This window comes from Streptomyces noursei (genome assembly GCF_016917755.1).
Classification (GTDB): domain Bacteria; phylum Actinomycetota; class Actinomycetes; order Streptomycetales; family Streptomycetaceae; genus Streptomyces; species Streptomyces yunnanensis.
The window spans coordinates 8,739,667-8,758,206 of sequence record NZ_CP070326.1; the positions used below are offsets into that span (position 1 = coordinate 8,739,667).

Consider the following 18,540-nt stretch of genomic DNA (forward strand, 5'->3'; position numbering starts at 1 on the left):
ACATGTCCGATGCCACAGCCCTCCTGGTACACCCGGAGGGAAACCCGCCCCCCGACCTGCTGAGCGCCCTCGCTCATGAGAAGGTCGCCTTCACGGTGCGCACCCCGGACGCAGCACTCGGCGCCGCCGGAGACGAGCAGCCGGTCCCTGTGGCCGAGGTGTTGCTGGCACCGGCGACCATGCCGCCGCGCACCGTCCGGGCTGTGAGTCGGCGGATGAGCGAGACGGGCCCGACCCCGATCGTGGTCGTCTACACCGAGCAGGACTTCGCCGCCCTCGACCAGCACATCAAGCTCGGCCACGACTACCTGGTGCCCCCCTTCCTTCCCCCGCTGGTCCGGGCCCGCCTGCGCAGCTGCTACGAGCGGGCCAAGCTGAGCCGGACCATGGAGGAAGTGGAGGCGCAAGCGGAACTCCTCAGCTATGAGCGGGAGTTGAGGATCGGGCGGGAGATTCAGGAAGGGTTTCTGCCGGAAGGGCTCCCGATGCTCGACGGCTGGGATCTCGACGTGCGCTTCAGTCCCGCCAGGAACGTGGCCGGTGACTTCTACGACGTCTTCGAGCTGGTCAACCGCCGCAGGCTCGCACTGGTCGTGGCCGATGTCTGCGACAAGGGAGTGGGCGCCGCTCTCTTCATGGCCCTCATCCGCAGCCTGCTCCGGCACACCGCCGAACACAGCGGTCTGCAGAGCCTGATGACGGCCAACCAGCTCATGCCCGACCAGAGCGACGGCGGACCGGGCGGAGCCCACATGATCCCTGTCGTGGGGGCCACCCCGCTGATGAACGCGGTGGTCGGCACCAACGGCTATCTCACCCGCAACCACAGCGGCCAGGGCTACTTCGCGACGATGTTCTTCAGCGTCCTGGATCCCGTCACCGGCAACCTCGTCTACATCAACGGCGGCCACAACCCACCGCTTCTGATCCCCAGGGAAGGCGGTCCGCCACACCCGCTGGAACCCACCGGCCCGGCCGTCGGCGTCATCCCCGACTGCGCCTTCTCCCTGGGATACGCGAAGGTACGGCGCGGGGACACGCTCTTCGTCTACACGGACGGAGTGCCCGAAGCCCGCAATGCCGCGGGCGAGTTCTTCGGCGACGACCGCCTCCTGGAACTGCTGCGGGAGCCGGTGCCGTCCGGACGGGCGCTGCTCGCCCGTGTCGAGGGCGCCCTGTGGGAGCACAGCGGTTCCGCCGAGCAGCACGACGACATCACCATGATGGCCGTCAACCGGGCGGTCGCAGCGGGCTGACCGGCCTTGGCAGCACACGCGGCTCGACGACGGGACAACCGGACGGGATCGGACGGCCCATGGCACAGATCATCGCAATGCATTCGCACCGCGGCGGTACCGGAAGATCCAGTATCGCGGCCAACCTCGCCCGGCTGATGGCCGAGGCCGGACTGCGGGTCGCGCTGGTGGACACCGACCTCCAGTCGCCGGCGGCCCATGTGCTGTTCGGGCTGACGACGCTCGCGCCCCGGGCCACCCTCGCCGAGTACCTGATCGGACGGTGCGAGGTCGAGGACGCGGCAGCCGCCGTGCCCACCGTCCCCGGCGGCGCCGGACTCTTCCTGGTGCCGGCGCGGGCGGAGACCTCCGGGATCCACGAGATCATCGCCGAGGGGTACGACGTGGGTCTGCTGCGCGAGGGGTTCGACCGGCTCGTCGAGGCGCTACGGCTCGACGTACTCCTGCTCGACACCCACGCGGGCATCAACAACGAGACGGTGACCGCGGTGGCCAGCGCGGACCGGCTGATCGTGGTGACCAGGTCCTGCCGGCTCGACCTCACCGGAGCCGGCGAGACCATCGACTTCGCCCACCAGCTCGGCTGCTCGCGCCATGCGCTCGTGGTGAACATGGTGCCGCCGGGAACGGACGGACACCATGCCAGGCAGCGCGCAGAAGCCGCATACGGAACGGCCGCTACGGCGGTCCTGCCCTACGCGCCGGAGCTGGCCTGCGTCGCGGGCGACCGGCTGTTCGCCGCGGCCCACCCGGGCCACCCGCTGGTGGCGCAATTCCGCGCGGTGATTCCTTCCCTGCTGTACGAGGACTGAGGTGACGGTGACGATGGACGGTGTTTCCGGGATAGCACTGGTCGGTGGACAGGGAGTGCGCGCCCGGCCGTTGACCCTGCACTCCCCGGGCTGCCTGCGCAGCAAGGCCGCCATGTCCCTGGCCGGCCGCAGCCTGATCGAGTGGGCGGTGCAGACGCTGCGGAGCCAAGGTGTCGACCGGTTCTTCGTGGCGGCCAACGGCGGACAGAACCGGGCCCAGACCAAAGCGATCCTGGAGCACGGCGAACGCCTGGGCGTCTCGGTCCGCTACTCCCGGACCCGCTTCGACAGCGGCAACACCGGATCCGGGGAAGCCACCCTGCGCTGCCTGGAGCACTGGGACCTCGACGGACTCGCCCTGGTCTTCCCCTCCGACTCGGTCTTCGACTTCGACCTCGACGCCATGATCCGCGCCCACCGGGCCGCCGACGCCGTGGTCACCGTCGCCTCCGTGCTCCGCCCGCCCGCCGAGGCCGCGGGCAAGTACGGGGTGGTGCAGCGGGGCCCGGACGGACTGGTGCGGCGATTCCTGGAGAAACCGGAGCTGAGCGAGCTCGCGCGAGGCGGAAGCCAGGTCGAGACCAACGCCGGCATGTACCTCGTCGACTGCCACCGGCTGCGGCTGGCCGGACGCGAATCGGCACTCGCCGCGCTCGCCCTACGCAGCCTGGACTGGGGCGGGGACCTGTTGCCCTACCTCGCCGGGCACGGCCACCGGGTGGCCTCCTTCCCGATCGCCAGATTCGGTGATCTGGGCAGCCCGCGCGACTACCTGACCACCCTGCGCGAGGTTCTCCACGACGAGTACCCGCTGCTCAGCGGGCGTATCGACCCACCGCCGAGTCCCTTCGCCGGTGCCCGGATCCATCGGAGCAGCCTGTGCCTGAAGGACGAGGCCACCGGCCGGACACTGGCAGAGAAGATCACCGAGGGCACGGTCCACATCGGACCGGGCGTCCGCATCGGCCGGGACGTGGAGATCGGCCCGGGAGTGGCCCTCACCGACTCCGACATCGGAGACGGCGTCGACATCGGCGCAGGGAGCGTGCTGCGCGGCGTGGCCTGCGGCGACCACAGCGTCATCGGCCCCGGCGCCAGGATCTCCGACACCTTCCTCGGAGCCATGGTCGACATCCGCTCCACCGTCCGCCGCCCCGTGGTCCTCTTGGGCTTCTGCGCCCTGGGGGACGAAGTGCGGATAGGGGCGGGGACCCGGCTCAGCGGAGTGCGGGTGTATCCGCAGCTGGAGATCCATGGCGGCCTCGGCATATCGCCCGGTGCCGAACTCTCGTGTTTGCAGGACGTGCTGCGCGGGCTGGGGAGGGCGGCGTGATGCGGGCCGCTCTGCTGAGCCGGGAGTACCCGCCGGACGTCTACGGCGGCGCGGGCGTCCACGTCTACCGGCTCTCCCGGGAACTGCGCCGGCTGGTCGACCTCCAGGTGCACTGCTTCGGCACACCGCGCCCGGAACCGCACGTCACGGCCCACCGGATCCCCTCCGAACCTACCGGCGCCAACCCCGCCCTGCACGTGATCGGCGTCGCCCCGGCCATGGCGGCGGCCGCCGCCGGAGCCGACGTGGTGCACAGCCACACCTGGTACACGAACCTCGCCGGCCATCTCGCCAAGCTGCTGCACGGGACACCCCATGTGCTCACCGCACACAGTCTGGAGCCCCTGCGCCCGTGGAAGGCCGAACAGCTCGCAGGCGGCTACCAGTTGTCCCTCTTCTGCGAGCGCACCGCAGTCCTCGGAGCCGACCGGCTCATCGCCGTTTCCCACGCGATGCGGGACGACCTACTGCACTGCTACCCCGAACTCGACCCCGACCGGGTGGTCGTGGTCCACAACGGCGTCGACACCGAGGAGTTCGCCCCCGACCCCGGCACCGCGGAACTGACGCCGCTCGGCATCCGCACCGACCGGCCCACCGTGGCCTGCGTCGCCCGCCTCACCCGGCAGAAGGGCCTGCTCCATCTGCTGCGGGCCGCGCCGTATCTGGCACCCGGCACCCAGCTGGTGATGTGCGTGAGCGCCCCGGACACCGCGGAGATCGCGTCCGAGTTCTCCGGACTGGCGCAGGAGGTGAGGGCCCAGGGCGTCGACCTGGTGCACGTCCGGGAACCGCTTTCCCGCGGCGCCCTCCGGCAACTGCTCTCGTACGCCGACGTGTTCGCCTGCCCGTCCGTCTATGAGCCGCTGGGCATCGTCAATCTGGAGGCCATGGCGTGCGGGACGCCGGTCGTCGCCACGGCCGTCGGCGGCATCCCGGAAGTGGTCGCCGACGGCGAGACCGGGCTGCTGGTCCCCATCGAGGCCGGCCCGGACGACGGGGGCGAACCGGCCGACGCGGACGGCTTCGCCCAGGACCTCGCGTCCTGCCTCAACGAGCTGCTCGCGGACCCGGAGCGGGCCCGCCGGATGGGCCGGGCCGGCCGCCACCGCGCGGCCGAGCACTTCTCCTGGCCAGCCATCGCCGCACAGGTCCACGAGATCTACCGGTCAGTGGTGTGAGCGGTGTGAGTGGTGTGAGCCGACAACGGGAAAGGGAGGTTCCACGTCCGATGACGAGCGACACGAGCGACACGAGCGGCACGAGCGAGACGACTGAGACGAACGGGCAGGGGCCCCTGGGACGGACCGTCCTCGCGCGTCTTTTCGACGAGGAGTTCCGTCCGCCACGTCCGCAGCACGTCCGGCCCGTCGCCCCCGTAAGACACATTCTCATCACCGACATCCGACCCTCGGTCGACGACGGACGCAGACCGGCACGTTCGGTTCCGGGGGAACCCTTCGAGGTCTCCGCGACCATCTTCCGTGAAGGCCACGACGAGCTTGCCGCCCACGTGGTGCTCACCGGCCCCGACGGGGAGCGGTCCACGGTCCGGATGACGGAACGGGTCCCGGGCACCGACCGGTTCACCGCCGAGGTCACCGCTGACCGGACGGGAGAGTGGACCTACCGGGTGGAGGCATGGAGCGACCCGGTCGCCACCTGGCGGCGCACGGCGAAGACGAAGGTCCCCGCCGGAAGCGACGTGGAGCTGACTCTCGAAGAAGGCGCCCGGCTGCTGGACCGGGCAGCGCTCCGTCCATCCGTGGCCGGCACCTCCGCGCAGCCGCTGCTCGCCGACGCCGCCGCGGCCCTGAGGGACACCGCCCGCCCGGCATCCGTACGGCTCGCCGCCGCCCTGGCACCCGAAGTGGCCCAGGCGCTGGAACGCCATCCGCTCCGTGAACTCCTCACCATTTCCCCCGAGTTGCCCCTCCGGGTGGACCGGGAACGCGCCCTCTACGGCGCCTGGTACGAACTCTTCCCGCGCTCCGAGGGAGCAGTGGTCGACCCGACGGGCGGCCGTCCGCCCCGCTCGGGCACCTTCCACACCGCCGCCCAGCGACTGCCCGCCATCGCCGCGATGGGCTTCCAGGTCGTGTACCTACCGCCGATCCACCCGATCGGCACCACCCATCGCAAGGGCCCGGGGAACGCCCTCACCGCGGGGTCGTACGACCCCGGGTCACCGTGGGCGATCGGTTCACCGGCCGGCGGGCACGACGCCATCCACCCGGACCTCGGCACTGCGGCGGACTTCGGCGACTTCGTGCGCACCGCCCACGACCTCGGGATGGAGGTGGCGCTGGACTTCGCGCTCCAGTGCTCGCCGGACCACCCCTGGGTGCACGAGCACCCCGAATGGTTCCGCCACCGCGCGGACGGCTCGATCGCCTACGCCGAGAACCCGCCCAAGAAGTACCAGGACATCTACCCCCTGGACTTCGACGCCGACCCCGAGGGCATCCACGCCGCCTGCGCGGACCTGCTGCGGCACTGGATCGCCCAGGGAGTGCGGATCTTCCGGGTCGACAATCCGCACACCAAACCGGTGGGGTTCTGGGAGCGGCTGCTCGCCGACATCCACGGCACCGACCCGGACGTCCTCTTCCTCTCCGAAGCCTTCACCCGCCCGGCGATGCTGCGCACCCTCGCCCGGATCGGCTTCCACCAGTCGTACACCTACTTCACCTGGCGCAACACCCGCGACGAGGTGGAGTCGTACCTGCGTGAGCTGTCCGGCGGCGACGGCGAGGAGTCCGCGGCGTACCTGCGGCCCAACCTGTTCGTCAACACCCCGGACATCCTCCCCGAGTACCTCCAGCGGGGCGGACGCCCGGCCTTCCAGGTGCGCGCGGTACTCGCCGCGACGGCCTCCCCGGCCTGGGGTGTCTACGCCGGCTTCGAACTGTGCGAGGCGGCAGCCGCCGCCCCCGGACGGGAGGAGTACGCGCACTCCGAGAAGTACGAGTACCGCCCCAGGGACTGGGCCGCCGCAGAGGCCGAGGGCCGTTCCCTCGCGCCGCTCCTCACCGCCCTCAACCGGATCCGCGAACGGCACCCCGCCCTCCACCACCTGCGCAACCTCCGCTTCCACCACAGCGACAACGACGCGCTCCTCTGCTTCTCCAAACACCTGGCCACCCCGAACGGCACGGACGCCGTGCTGGTCGTGATCAACCTCGACCCGCACCACGCGCAGCACGGCACCATCTCCCTCGGCCTGTCCGCACTCGGACTGGAACCGGACGCGGCCTTCGACGCGCACGACGAACTGAGCGGAGCGACGTACCGCTGGGGCCAGGACAACTACGTCCGGCTCGACCCGGGCCGCCACCAGGTCGCCCACGTCTTCACCATCCGCCCCCTGAAAAGGACCTAGGACCTCATGGTGACCGTCACCGACACCCTTCCTCCCTCCCTCGGAGAACTCGACCTCCACCTGTTCGGGGAGGGTCGGCACGAACAGCTCTGGCAGGTGATGGGCGCCCACCCCGGCGCGACCGGGACGTCCTTCGCCGTATGGGCACCGGGTGCGCACGCGGTCCGCGTCATCGGGGACTTCAACGACTGGGACGGCAGCGCGCACCCGATGCGGCGCCACGGCACGTCCGGCGTGTGGGAGCGGTTCGTCCCAGAGGCCGGCGAAGGGGACCTCTACAAGTACGAGATCCGCGGCGTGGACGGCCACTGGCGGCAGAAGGCCGACCCCTTCGCCTTCTCCGCCGAGTGCCCGCCGGGAACCGCATCGCGGATCCACGCCTCCCGGCACCGGTGGACGGACGCGGAGTGGATGGCCGGACGAAGTAACCAGCGCCCCCACGAGGCGCCGATGAGCGTCTACGAGGTCCACCTCGGCTCGTGGCGCCCGGGCCTGTCCTACCGGCAACTCGCCGAAGTCCTGCCGGCATACGTCGCGGACCTCGGCTTCACCCACATCGAGCTGATGCCCGTCGCCGAGCACCCGTTCGGCGGCTCCTGGGGCTATCAGGTCACCTCGTACTACGCCCCGACCGGACGCCTCGGCAGCCCCGACGACTTCCGCCACCTCGTCGACGCCTGCCACCGGGCCGGGATCGGCGTGATCCTCGACTGGGTGCCCGCGCACTTCCCCAAGGACGACTGGGCACTGGCCCGCTTCGACGGCTTCCCGCTGTACGAGCACCCCGACCCGCTCCGGGGCGTGCACCCCGACTGGGGAACCCTCGTCTTCGACTACGGCCGCCCCCAGGTCCGCAACTTCCTGGTGGCCAACGCCGTCTACTGGTGCGAGGAGTTCCACATCGACGCCCTCCGGGTGGACGCCGTCGCCTCCATGCTCTACCTCGACTACTCCCGGGAAGACGGCCAGTGGCGGCCCAACGCCCACGGCGGACGGGAGAACCTCGACGCGATCGCCTTCCTCCAGGAGCTCAACGCCACCGTCTACCGGCGGTGCCCCGGAGCGTTCACCATCGCCGAGGAATCCACCGCCTGGGACGGCGTCACCCGCCCCACCGACGCCGGCGGCCTCGGCTTCGGCTTCAAGTGGAACATGGGGTGGATGCACGACTCGCTCGGCTATATGCGCCAGGACCCCGTGCACCGCCGGCACCACCACACCAAGATGACCTTCCCCATGGCCTACGCCCACAGCGAGCACTACATCCTGCCGATCAGCCACGACGAGGTGGTGCACGGCAAGGGCTCGCTCCTCGGGAAGATGCCGGGAGACCGCCGGCGGCGGTTCGCCGACCTGCGCGCCTACCTGGCCTTCATGTGGGCCCATCCCGGCAGGCAACTGCTCTTCATGGGACAGGAGTTCGCCCAGCAGGCCGAATGGTGGCACGACGGGACGCTGGACTGGGACCTGCTCGACGCCTCCGCACCGGGATCCGCCGATCACCGAGGGGTGCGGGACCTGGTCCGCGACCTCAACCGGCTCCACCGCGGCACCGCCGCGCTCTGGCAGGGAGACTCCGCCCCGTACGGATTCCGGTGGATCGACGCGGACGCGGACGCGGAGAACGTCCTCTCCTTCGTCCGCTACGACGCCGACGCCGACCCGCTCGTCTGCGCATACAACTTCGCCCCGCAGACCAGGTGTTCCTTTCCCCTCGCGTTCCCCCAGGCAGGGCACTGGCGGGAGGTTCTGAACACCGACGCCCTGTGCTACGGCGGGAGTGGCGTGGGCAATCTCGGCGGTGTACGGGCCGAGCCGCGCGCCTGGGCGGGGTTCCCGGCCCGGGCCTCGGTGGTACTACCTCCGCTCGGTGCGCTCTGGCTCGCCCCGGAGCGCACATGACCGACGTGCTGCTCCTCGTCGTCGGCGCGACGCTGGTGACCGCCGCGGCCCGACGGGCCGGCCTCTCCGCCCCCATCGCTCTCGTCGTCACCGGGCTTGCGGTCTCGTTCGTGCCGGGAGTCCCCGACTACCACCTCGACCCGCATCTGGCGCTGCTCGTCTTCGTGCCGCCGCTGGTGTACTCGGACGCGCTGGAGAGTTCGTACCTGAACCTGCGGGCCAACGCCCGCCCGATCGGCCTGCTCTCCGTCGGTCTTGTGCTGTTCACCGTCGTCGTGGTCGGCGTCGTGGCCCACGCGGTCATCCCCGGCATGCCGTGGGCGGTGGCCTTCGTCCTGGGCGCGGTCCTGGCGCCCACCGACGCGGTAGCCGCCGTCTCCATCGCCCGGCGGCTGGGGCTGCCGCGCCGGATCGCCACCATCCTGGTCGCGGAGAGCATCGTCAACGACGCCACCGGCATGACCGCCTTCCGGCTCACGGTGGCCGTGGCTCTCGGCGGTGCCACCTCGCTCCTCCAGGGAATCGGCGAGTTCCTGCTGGCCTCCTGCGGCGGAGTGGCCACCGGCCTGCTCCTCGCCGCACTCGTGCGGTGGCTCCGGCGCTGGCTTCCCGACGCGGTCACGGAGAACGCCGTGTCACTCATCGTCCCCTTCGCGGCCTATGTCATCGCGGAGTCGTGGCACACCTCCGGCGTTCTCGCCGTGCTCGCCGCGGGGCTGTACCTGGGCCACCACTCCACCGGGGCCTCGCACGAGGCACGGTTGCAGGAGAGGGCCACCTGGCGGCTCACCACCTGCCTGCTGGAATCCGTCGTCTTCGCCCTCATCGGCCTCCAACTCCGCCCCGTAGTAAGGGTGTTGCACACCACCGAACCGATCACACTAGGCGGGTACGCCGGCGGGGTCCTCACCGCCGTGCTGCTCGCACGCATCTGCTGGATCTTCCCCGCAACGTATCTGCCCCGCCGGATGTCGGCGCGGATCCGGGAGCGGGACCCGTCGCCGCCGTGGCAGCATCCAGCCCTGATCTCCTGGGCGGGAATCCGGGGCGTCGTCTCGCTCGCCGCGGCCTTCGCCGTCCCGCCCGCGATGCCCGACCGCGACCTGCTGCTCTTCCTCGCCTTCTCGGTGGTGCTCGGCACGCTCCTGCTGCAGGGACTCACCTTCCCGGTGGTGGTGCGGCGGATCGGACTGAGCCAGGACGACCGGCAGGAACACCACGACGATCTCGCGGAGGCGCTGGCGCAGGACGCCGCCGCCCGCGCCGCCTGGACCCGCGTGGAGGAGCTCATCACCGCCGGCCAGGGCACGACGCCCGGTCATGTGGTCGAGAAGCTACGGGAGTTGGCCGAGCACCGCCGCCACACGGCCTGGGAGCGGCTGGCGGCACGCACCCGGCCGGAAGACGGCGAAACGCCGACCGCCGCCTACCGTCGGCTGCGGCGGGAGATGCTTGCTGCCGAACGTCAGGTGTTCGTCCGGCTCTGCCGGGAGGGGCGGATCAACGACGAGGTGCTGCGGCGCGTCATGCACGACCTGGACCTGGAGGAAGCGGCGCTCTGTCGCGGCTGACCGAGGTGGGCCGTGTCCTGGAAACGCATGACCCAGGCACGGTCGGTGCGTCGGCAATCACCGGCCTGCCTTGTCAAGAGCGGCGATTTATCATCCCGTTTGCCGGAAACCGCACCAATTCCCCTCCGCGGTCGGGCCGCTGGTCAGCCGCCAAGGGCGGGCATATGGAACGCGCTAAGGCACGGCCCATCAGGTTGGCCGAAGTTGTGCGGTCCCGTTTTAATAGTTGACGGAAATTCTCCCATGCGTTGCGCGCATGGATACGCCAGAGACGTTCTCACGATCGGTGTGATGCGGCTTGATGGTCGGCACCCTGTCTAGACAGTGCAACATTTGATCGAATACAGAGGTGCAGACTGTATCCGGGAACCCCACCGGCCGAAGGGCATTTTCACACCCCTCGGCCCGCCCGTTTCAGTGAATCTTTCCCGCCATTTTTGGTTTCGTACTGCGCTGCGAGGAGGGATTTGTGTGGACGCCGGGTTCGAAGGGCTCGATCCGCAGTGGCTTTCCCATGTCGACGAAATGTGCGGGCTGCTGCTCGCCTCCATTCCGAGAAGTGATCAGCGGCGCTGGGGGGAACTGTACGTACGCGGACTCCTCCTGGCGGAGGGACGCAAGACGATGCAGGCCATCGCGGACGTGGCCGGCACCACCGCCATGCAGAGCCTCCAGCAGTTCATCAGCAGCTCTCCGTGGGACTGGAGGCCGGTACGGCAATCCCTCGCCCGCCATATGGACCGCGAGATCCAGCCGCGTGCCTGGATCGTCGAACCGCTCGTGGTCCCCAAGGCCGGGAAGCACTCGGTCGGAGTCGAGCGCCAATTCGCCATCGGCCTCGGAAAAGTGGCCAACTGCCAGCAGAGTTCCACTGTCTGGCTGGCCTCGGAGGTATCCAGCTGCCCCGTGGACTGGCAGCTTGCCCTGCCCACGAGCTGGGTGGCAGTACCGGAGCAGCGCAAGCGGGCCGCGATTCCCGATCGCATCGGAGCCACGACCCCCCTGGAGTGCGCCATCGACTCGGTGGTCGACATGGCGCAGGAATGGCGCCTCACACCCCGGCCGGTCGTGATGTCCGTGCCCAACGCCGACCTCCCGAGGGCCGTCAGGACATTCACCGGACGCCGCGTCCCCTTCGTGCTCCGCATCGAAGGCTCCCTTCCGGTCGTCGCCTCCGATCCCGCACGGGCGGTCTCCGAGCGGCGCACCCTCCCGGCACACCAGCTTACCGAGGCGCTCAAGGACCAGGCCGCGGCGGTGGAATGGCGGGACTTCGGCCGGTCGCGGCACCGCGTCAGCAAAGTGGTCGGTACCCGCGTGGGGCTGCCGACACCCGTCGGCCACATGACCCGCGCGATGGGAACGCCTCCGCTCCTCCTGGTCGGAGCCTGGACGGATCCGGCCAGCACCCGCCCCACGGAATTCTGGCTGTCCAATGTCAGTCACCTCTCCTCCTCGGCGCTGTTCCGGATCGCCAGACTCACCCGGCGGGTGTCCCAGGACCTCCACGAGATCAGCGACCGAGTGGGCGTCCGCGACTTCGCCGGACGGACCTTCCGCGGCTGGCACCACCACGCCACCCTCGTCTCCCTCGCGCACGCGATATCCGTCCTGTCCCGAGCTGCGGGACGCAGCGGCGCGCCCTACGCGCCGGCCCTCCCGTTGCGACGGCTGATCGGATCGCGATGACGGAAGCGAGCACACCAGACGCCCGGACACCGGACGCGAACCTCCAGCGCCGCAGACGACTTCGGGAGATCGAGCTCTTCGCGGAGATGACCGACGACCAGCTGGACTGGCTCTCAGAAGGGGCCGAGGAGCGCCCCTTGGAAGACGGCGACACCCTGTTCCAGGACGGCGACCCGGCGACCCACTTCTACGTGCTCCTCAAGGGCGAACTCGTCGTCACCAAACTCGTGGACGGCCGGGAGGAATTACTCACCCGGCACAGTACCCGCCCACGCCCCGGCGACGGACACGACGGCAAACCGTCCGCCGCGCACCGCTTCACCGGAGAGCTGCCACTCCTGACCGACGGGAGCTACGTGGCCACCGCCACCGCGTCCGGCCACACGGTGATCCTCGCCTGCCCCAAGCAGGTCTTCTACGACATGCTCGTGCGCTGCCCGACCGTGGCACGCGTACTGCTGCCGGTCCTCGCCTGGCGCATCACCTCCTCGGAGATCCAGGCCAGGAACCGGGCCACGGTCACCGCTCTGGGGACGCTCGCAGCGGGCCTGGCCCACGAGCTCAACAACCCAGCGGCGGCCGTGGCGCGCGCCGCACAGGACTTGACGCCGGCGCTCGACCGACTCGTCGAAACCGCACAGCGTTGGGGGAGCATGGCCACCGCCCACGAACGGTTCGACCTGAGCGAGCTGGTCGGCGAGATCCTACGGACGCCGCTCACCGCCGACTCCGATCCCTTCGACCTCACGGACCGCGAAGACGCCGTGGCCGACTGGGCGGCCGAGCGGGGCGCGGCACGGCCGGCGCCCCTGGCCACCGCGCTGGCCGAGCGTGGGCTGGACCGGGGCTGGCCGGCGGCGAGGACGACGGGCCTCCGGCCAGGCGTCCTCGCCGCCGCGCTCGACCAGACGTCCGCGCTCCTCGAAGCCCGCGCGCTGACGGACCAGCTGCGGTCGGCAGCACCGAGAATCTCCGCATTGGTCGCCGCGACCCGGGACTATGCCAACGTCGACCGCGCCCCACGGCAGGAGTTCTCCGTCACCGCCGGGCTGGAAGCCACGCTCACCATGATGCGGCCCCAGCTGGCCGGAGTGCGGATCATCCGCGACTACGCGCCGGATCTCCCGGCGGTGACCGGCTACCCCACCGAACTCAACCAGGTGTGGACCAATTTGATCGACAACGCGGTGGACGCCATGCATGGAAACGGCACACTGACCCTGCGCACCTGCCTCCAGGGCGGCTGCCTGACCGTCGAGATCGGGGACACGGGCCATGGGATCCCCGCCGACGCGCTCTCCCGGATCTTCGAGCCCTTCTACACCACCAAAGACGTCGGCAAAGGGACTGGCCTCGGGCTGCACCTCTCGTACCGGATCGTCACCCAGCGGCACGGCGGATCGCTCACCGCGCGCTCGGCACCGGGCAGCACCTGGCTGGTCGCACGGATACCGGTCAACGGAAACCCCTGAGGGAGATGCCTTACATGCACGCCGTACTCGAACGCCAATTGGCAGCCCTGGCCGCAGGCGACATCGAAGCAGTGATGGAGAACTACGCACCGGACGCGATCCTCGTCAGATTCGACGGAATCTGCGTGGGAACCGGGCAGATCCGGGAGATGCTTTCTGCCTACCTCACTCTGAAACCGTGGCTCGTGGAACTGCTCCAGTACGCCGAATGCGCGGACACCCTGTTCTACCGAGCCGTGATGAATGTGGGAGACCGGCAAAGAGACGCCCTGGGGACGCTGGTGCTGCGCGACGGAAAGATCTGGCGGCAGACGGCCGTATTCCTCGGTGACTGACCTGACAGCGGACTGTTCAACAGGACCACAGAGAAAGGGAACTTCCATGACGCCCCTCACGAAGTCCGGACCGCTGGAAACCTACCGGGCATGGAACGCCTGCCTGCTCGCTGGCGACATGAAAGGAGCGGCTCGGTTCATCGACGCCGACAACTGGCGCGAGAAATGCCTCGGGCTCACCGACTGGCTCACCGACTTCGAGATCGCACTCACCCACTACGAGAAGAACATGGTCCGGCCCTGGACCGGCCTGGAAATGCACGAGGAGGAGGTCGTGGAAGGGCGGGACGCCGTCACCATCCGCTTCCGCGTGGAGGCCACGCATGCCGGGGAGTTCCTGGGCGTACCGGCGACGGGGCGCAAGGTCTCGTTCCACGCCATCCGCATCGTGCACGTGACCGACGGCAGGGTCACCGGGCAGTGGGCGCAGCTGGATCTCTGGGGCATCCATCAGCAACTGACCACCCCGGTAGCGTCTTCAAGGGGTGCCGGCCGGTGAGCAACAACCGGCTTGCGCCGGCGGCCACCCTCTGCCTCGTCCCGAACGCCTCCGGCAACGGTTCCGGAGGGGCCCTGGCCGGGCTCGCCTCGGTCTTCGGTGCGACCGGTGTGACCGGCACCTTCGCTGGTGGCGGGTTCGCCGCCCGGAACGCATGTGCCACCATGCCCACCGGCCGTGGACCTCGCAGGAGCACTGGGATGCCGCCCATACGGAACTTCGACACCGAACTGCCGTGCGCACCGGAACCATGCGCCATGTCCCGACAATCCTGATCGCGGAACGTCCACTCTCGATCCGGATGAGCGGACGCTGCGCACCGCGAGGCAGAGCCGGTGGCGACTTCGAGGATGGCGCTGCCCTCCGGCACGCCGCCGAGCGCCATCGGCACCACCTCGTCGAGGCCGGTCAAGGGCATGACGGCGCCAGTCCGGACCCGGGACATGCTGACGACGTAGCCGACGAAGTGGCCGAGGCGGCCGGAATCCGCTCGACGGGAGAATTCCGACGGCGAGGCCGGCGAGAGATCCAGTACCGCAGCGCCTTCCTCGACGGACGCCTTGCCGCCACCGGACTCGACATTCCGGCAGCACGCCTTAGACCTCATAGCCCAGCGGCACGCACCCCGGCTGATCAGTGGGCCCGGAACCGGACTACCGTGTCGCCCCGTGAACATGGGCACAGCACAGCAGTTGCCGGATCTCGCCAGGGCCTGGGTGGCGGGCTGGACCGTCTCCCGGCGAACACCCCCGCCGGTGGAGGAAGCCTGGGGCCTCCGCATCGATGTCGGCCTCCCGAACCACACGACCCGCCACGTGCTGATCGACACCGACGAGGTGACCGTCCGCACCGTGGCCCGCAGCGTCGGCGCACCCGGCACCCGAATAAAGGCGTTGATGCCCTTGGAGACGGCGGTCTCGTGGACCGGCGCGGACTGGGTACCAGACAACCAGAACCCCGCCTTCCTGATGGCTGCCGATCTGCAACCAGGCACGGCACAACCTCCTTGCGGCTACCGTGTCACGACCGAAACGCACGAGGCCGTCACCTACGTACGCGTCCTCAGCCACGACGGGTCCCCCGCCGCCCGCGGCCAGATCGCGGCCACCGGCGATACCGCGGTCGTCGACCGGGTCAAGACCGATCCCGCCCACCGGCGCCGGGGGCTGGGCACAGTGGTGATGCACACGCTGGCGAACGCCGCGGCGGCGCGCGGCGCCACAGTGGGTGTGCTGGCAGCGAGCACGGACGGCCGAGCGCTTTACGAGGCCCTGGGATGGACCATTCATTCCCCGCTCGCCGGAGTGATGCACAAGCCAGTCCGTACCTGACGCAGAGCGCCCGGGCACCGGGACAGTTCGTGGTCGTCGTTGAGGATCTTCGCCGACGCGAGGGTGGTGAGAGGGGTGCGGCGGGTCGTCAAGAGGACTCCTCGATGTCGGTGGTGTTCAGGCGGCGAGCTCTGCGACGCGGCGGACGGGTCGCCCGGTGCGGTAGTGGACGTACTCGTGCTCCAGGCGGAAGCCGGCGGTCCAGGCGAGGAGCCGACTGGGGCGGTTGTCGCGGGAGCAGGTCCAGCTGGGGGTGTGACCTCGGGCGGTGATGTCCTGGCACAGGGCGGCGACGCAGGCCAGTGCGAGGCGCTGGCGGCGGTGTTCGGGGACGGTGAGGCAGGCGACGTCCTCGTATGCGCTGCCGCGGAAGTACGTGCAGGCCAGGGCGAGCACCCTGTCCTTCACGAAGGCCGCCCACCCGTGACCGGAGGCGGCGAGGTCGGCCGGACCACCCCAACTGGCATGAATCCAGCCCGACTCGGGCCCCAACGCGGCAACCGCGGGTGCATCCGCGGGTGTCAGCCGACGCACCGTCACTCCGCGGGGCGGGCGCGGCGGCAATACGGGAACGCGGTGGACGTATCCCATGCGCTCCCACGGCACGATGAGGTCGAACGCGCTGGCCAGCAGGGGGAGGAAGCGGGCCGGTGCCTGGACGTAGTGCGCAGCGAACGGGGCGAGCGCGAGCGGGGCCAGGGCGGTTGGGTCGCCGCGGAGCAGCAGGTGGTCGGCGCAGGCCACCGTGACGGCTCGGGGAGCGAGGGGACGGTCGGCCCACCAGTGACCGGCTCCCGGGGTCAGCGCGTGTTCGGCAAGAGCCTTCGCCCCAGGGGGAACGGCTGTGAACCAGTGGGCCACTGCGGTGGCTTGTGTGGGGGACAGCTCGATCACAGGGGCTCCTTGTGAGGCTCGCAGGGTGCACGGGCGGGGCGACCGAACGCCGCCCCGCCCAGCGATTCAGCTCTGGCCGGCCTTGCTGCCGTGGTTGGCGTTCTTCTTGCGGGCGCGCTTGGACACGGGACGCGCATGTGCCTTTCGTTCTACGGGCGACCGCCTGATGGTCCCTCAGTTGGTGGTGCGTGGCTCAGGCGTGCTGGCCGACGAGATGGTCGGCGAGTTTGCTGAGCCGCCTGACGGTGCGGTCCCCGGTGGCAGCGGGCGCCGGGTCGACGCGCTTGTCGCGGTCGTAGTAGGCGCCGTTGATGACGTCGATGGCCGGGTCGCACAGCCGGACCACATGGGCCGCGCCCTGCGCCGCGGTGCCGCCCTCGATGCCGTAGAGGGAGAGCAGGTCCGTCTCGCAGACGCCCGGGTGGACGGAGACCGCGGTGACCCGGGGGTCGGCGGCGAAGACGGTGAGCGCCAGCTGTGACTGGGCGTAGGCGGCGAGCCGGGAGTAGCGGCGGGCGCGCTGGGGGTCGTTCCACTGGATGGAGGCGGTGCGGTGCAGCGAGGAGGAGACGTTGACGACCCGGCCGCCCGGGTCACTGGTCAGCGCCGGCTCCAGGAGGCAGGTCAGCAGGTAGTGGGCGAGGAAGTTGACCTGGAGGGAGATCTCGTTGCCGTCGGGGGTGAGGGTGTGGCGTTCGGGCGCGGCGGTGGCGGCGTTGTTGACCAGGACGTCCAGCCGCGGGTGCTCGGCCAGGACGCGGCGCGCCATCGTCTCGACCTCCTCCAGGCGCGTGAAGTCCGCGGAGAACGCGCACAGTTGCGCGGCATTGATGCCCGCGGCGGCGGCGAGCCGGTCGGCGGCTGCCTGCGCCGCCTCGGCGGTGCGGCCGTGCACGAGGACGGTGGCCCCGCGTTCGGCGAGCTGGCGAGCGGTTTCGTAGCCGATGCCGGAGGTGGCGCCGGTCACCAGGACGGTACGGGAGGAAAGGTCGAAGACGGACATGATCCATTCGCGGGAAGAGAACAAAAAGGGTCGAGTGCGCCGTACTGGCCGATCAGGGCCATGACGTACGGGTGCGCAAAGAGGCGGGACGCCCGATCAGGTCAAGGGGCCCCGTCCGAATGCGGAAGACGTCTCAGCGTGACGCGGAGGTCTCCGTGCAGCGCGGCACACGACACAGGGCCGCCGGCCGTGACATGGCACGGCTTCGCCATGACGGCGGACGGTCGAGGAGGAGCCAGGCGCTGTTCACAGCTCCATCAAATTCCGCTCCGCACCCGCCTTCAAGAGGGCCGTACCGCTTTTGACGCCCCCCTGATGAACCGGGCTTCCCGGACACTCTCACCGCCCCGCCCGGTGCTCAGCTCACGGGTGTGCGCCGGTCGCGCGTCGCGGCCGCCACCGTCACAGCGGTCCCGGCGAGGAGCGGCAGAGGCATCGCGGCGAATCGCCCGGCGGCGTTCGCGACGCAGCTCGCTGTGGGGTGCAGCTGCCGGTGGGGTCGGTCGTGGCGAGGTCCTCGGCCATGTCGCCGGCTGCCCGGACAAGGACAGGCCGGGTGAGGTCATGGCGTGTGTCGGGGAGGGCGACGAGCCATCCGTCAGGACCCAGCGGTTCGGGTAGCCGCACGGCTGCGGGACACGAGGCGGACGACGGCACCGACGGCCACCGCGGACGCCGAGACGGTCAGCAAAGCGGCCTCCCACCCGACGGCGAGCCCGACCTCGGCCCGGGAAGCACGCACCCGCCCGTCGAATTCCGGTGCGACCAGTTCCCCAGGATCCCGCACCACCTTCACGTGGTCGCCCACCCGGTCATCGTCGCCGCAGCCGACGGCGCCGGTCGCCGCCTTGGCGGAACTCCCGTAGCGGACCGTGCAGTCGTACGTGGTCGACTTCACGTGATGAACCGTGATCCGTGTGATGACCGCGGGCCGTGACACGCCCCGTGTCTGTAGGACGAGAGCCCGCGACCCGTCCATGGCGCACAGTGGCGCGGCGAACATCGGGGCGATCATCAACACCATGGCCACCACCCCAGCACGCGGGAGGGGCACAGCAACA

The 18,540-nt window shown here is 70.2% G+C and carries 15 protein-coding genes; 12 read left to right on the top strand and 3 right to left on the bottom strand.

The window, feature by feature from the left end; genetic code table 11:
- Nucleotides 1-2 precede the first annotated feature (2 nt).
- From JNO44_RS38040 to JNO44_RS38095, 12 genes are all read left to right on the top strand, one after another.
- Nucleotides 3-1,256, top strand: coding sequence for a PP2C family protein-serine/threonine phosphatase (locus JNO44_RS38040; RefSeq protein ID WP_205368560.1), 1,254 nt, complete (start codon nt 3-5; stop codon nt 1,254-1,256).
- 59 nt (nt 1,257-1,315) lie between these two features.
- Nucleotides 1,316-2,068 (top strand): MinD/ParA family ATP-binding protein, encoded by a 753-nt coding sequence (locus JNO44_RS38045; protein ID WP_205368561.1) that lies wholly within the window; start codon nt 1,316-1,318, stop codon nt 2,066-2,068.
- Between the two features lie 13 nt (nt 2,069-2,081).
- Complete coding sequence (locus JNO44_RS38050; RefSeq protein WP_205368562.1) at nt 2,082-3,401, top strand: nucleotidyltransferase family protein; 1,320 nt, start codon at nt 2,082-2,084, stop codon at nt 3,399-3,401.
- On the top strand, nt 3,401-4,582 hold the full coding sequence (glgA, locus tag JNO44_RS38055; RefSeq protein WP_205371266.1) for a glycogen synthase: 1,182 nt from the start codon (nt 3,401-3,403) through the stop codon (nt 4,580-4,582). Before JNO44_RS38050 ends, glgA begins: the two co-directional genes overlap by 1 nt.
- Before the next feature lie 50 nt (nt 4,583-4,632).
- Nucleotides 4,633-6,783 (top strand): alpha-1,4-glucan--maltose-1-phosphate maltosyltransferase, encoded by a 2,151-nt coding sequence (locus tag JNO44_RS38060; RefSeq protein WP_205368563.1) that lies wholly within the window; start codon nt 4,633-4,635, stop codon nt 6,781-6,783.
- 6 nt (nt 6,784-6,789) lie between these two features.
- Complete coding sequence (gene glgB, locus JNO44_RS38065; RefSeq protein ID WP_205368564.1) at nt 6,790-8,685, top strand: 1,4-alpha-glucan branching protein GlgB; 1,896 nt, start codon at nt 6,790-6,792, stop codon at nt 8,683-8,685.
- Complete coding sequence (locus tag JNO44_RS38070; protein ID WP_205368565.1) at nt 8,682-10,256, top strand: Na+/H+ antiporter; 1,575 nt, start codon at nt 8,682-8,684, stop codon at nt 10,254-10,256. The genes glgB and JNO44_RS38070 overlap by 4 nt, the downstream gene beginning before the upstream one ends.
- Nucleotides 10,257-10,727: 471 nt before the next feature.
- Nucleotides 10,728-11,945, top strand: coding sequence for an IS701 family transposase (locus JNO44_RS38075; RefSeq protein WP_205368566.1), 1,218 nt, complete (start codon nt 10,728-10,730; stop codon nt 11,943-11,945).
- On the top strand, nt 11,942-13,417 hold the full coding sequence (locus JNO44_RS38080) for an ATP-binding protein (protein ID WP_205368567.1): 1,476 nt from the start codon (nt 11,942-11,944) through the stop codon (nt 13,415-13,417). The genes JNO44_RS38075 and JNO44_RS38080 overlap by 4 nt, the downstream gene beginning before the upstream one ends.
- A 14-nt stretch (nt 13,418-13,431) precedes the next feature.
- On the top strand, nt 13,432-13,752 hold the full coding sequence (locus JNO44_RS38085) for a nuclear transport factor 2 family protein (RefSeq protein WP_205368568.1): 321 nt from the start codon (nt 13,432-13,434) through the stop codon (nt 13,750-13,752).
- Nucleotides 13,753-13,798: 46 nt separating this feature from the next.
- Entirely contained in the window at nt 13,799-14,251 is a 453-nt protein-coding gene (locus tag JNO44_RS38090) for an ester cyclase (protein WP_205368569.1), read from the top strand.
- A 674-nt stretch (nt 14,252-14,925) separates the two neighbouring features.
- Nucleotides 14,926-15,582 carry a GNAT family N-acetyltransferase gene (locus JNO44_RS38095; RefSeq protein ID WP_205371268.1) on the top strand — a complete coding sequence of 219 codons (657 nt, stop codon included), beginning with the start codon at nt 14,926-14,928 and terminating at the stop codon, nt 15,580-15,582.
- Between the two features lie 117 nt (nt 15,583-15,699).
- Here the strand turns inward: JNO44_RS38095 and JNO44_RS38100 are convergent, their stop codons facing one another.
- From JNO44_RS38100 to JNO44_RS38110, 3 genes are all read right to left on the bottom strand, one after another.
- The gene (locus JNO44_RS38100) at nt 15,700-16,476 is read right to left on the bottom strand and encodes a GNAT family N-acetyltransferase (protein WP_205368570.1); all 777 of its coding nucleotides are present in this window, start codon (nt 16,474-16,476) and stop codon (nt 15,700-15,702) included.
- Between the two features lie 193 nt (nt 16,477-16,669).
- A complete protein-coding gene (locus tag JNO44_RS38105) occupies nt 16,670-17,479 on the bottom strand; it encodes an SDR family NAD(P)-dependent oxidoreductase (RefSeq protein WP_205368571.1) in 810 nt (269 codons plus the stop codon).
- Between the two features lie 598 nt (nt 17,480-18,077).
- On the bottom strand, nt 18,078-18,377 hold the full coding sequence (locus JNO44_RS38110; RefSeq protein WP_205368572.1) for a hypothetical protein: 300 nt from the start codon (nt 18,375-18,377) through the stop codon (nt 18,078-18,080).
- Nucleotides 18,378-18,540: the final 163 nt, after the last annotated feature.

Excerpts from the sequence above, each read along its gene's own strand:
- JNO44_RS38040 (WP_205368560.1), top strand. The coding sequence starts at position 3 with ATGTCCGATGCCACAGCCCTCCTGGTACACCCGGAGGGAAACCCGCCC.
- JNO44_RS38045 (WP_205368561.1), top strand. The coding sequence starts at position 1,316 with ATGGCACAGATCATCGCAATGCATTCGCACCGCGGCGGTACCGGAAGA.
- JNO44_RS38050 (WP_205368562.1), top strand. The coding sequence starts at position 2,082 with ATGGACGGTGTTTCCGGGATAGCACTGGTCGGTGGACAGGGAGTGCGC.
- glgA (WP_205371266.1), top strand. The coding sequence starts at position 3,401 with ATGCGGGCCGCTCTGCTGAGCCGGGAGTACCCGCCGGACGTCTACGGC.
- JNO44_RS38060 (WP_205368563.1), top strand. The coding sequence starts at position 4,633 with ATGACGAGCGACACGAGCGACACGAGCGGCACGAGCGAGACGACTGAG.
- glgB (WP_205368564.1), top strand. The coding sequence starts at position 6,790 with ATGGTGACCGTCACCGACACCCTTCCTCCCTCCCTCGGAGAACTCGAC.
- JNO44_RS38070 (WP_205368565.1), top strand. The coding sequence starts at position 8,682 with ATGACCGACGTGCTGCTCCTCGTCGTCGGCGCGACGCTGGTGACCGCC.
- JNO44_RS38080 (WP_205368567.1), top strand. The coding sequence starts at position 11,942 with ATGACGGAAGCGAGCACACCAGACGCCCGGACACCGGACGCGAACCTC.
- JNO44_RS38085 (WP_205368568.1), top strand. The coding sequence starts at position 13,432 with ATGCACGCCGTACTCGAACGCCAATTGGCAGCCCTGGCCGCAGGCGAC.
- JNO44_RS38090 (WP_205368569.1), top strand. The coding sequence starts at position 13,799 with ATGACGCCCCTCACGAAGTCCGGACCGCTGGAAACCTACCGGGCATGG.
- JNO44_RS38095 (WP_205371268.1), top strand. The coding sequence starts at position 14,926 with ATGGGCACAGCACAGCAGTTGCCGGATCTCGCCAGGGCCTGGGTGGCG.
- JNO44_RS38105 (WP_205368571.1), bottom strand. The coding sequence starts at position 17,479 with ATGTCCGTCTTCGACCTTTCCTCCCGTACCGTCCTGGTGACCGGCGCC.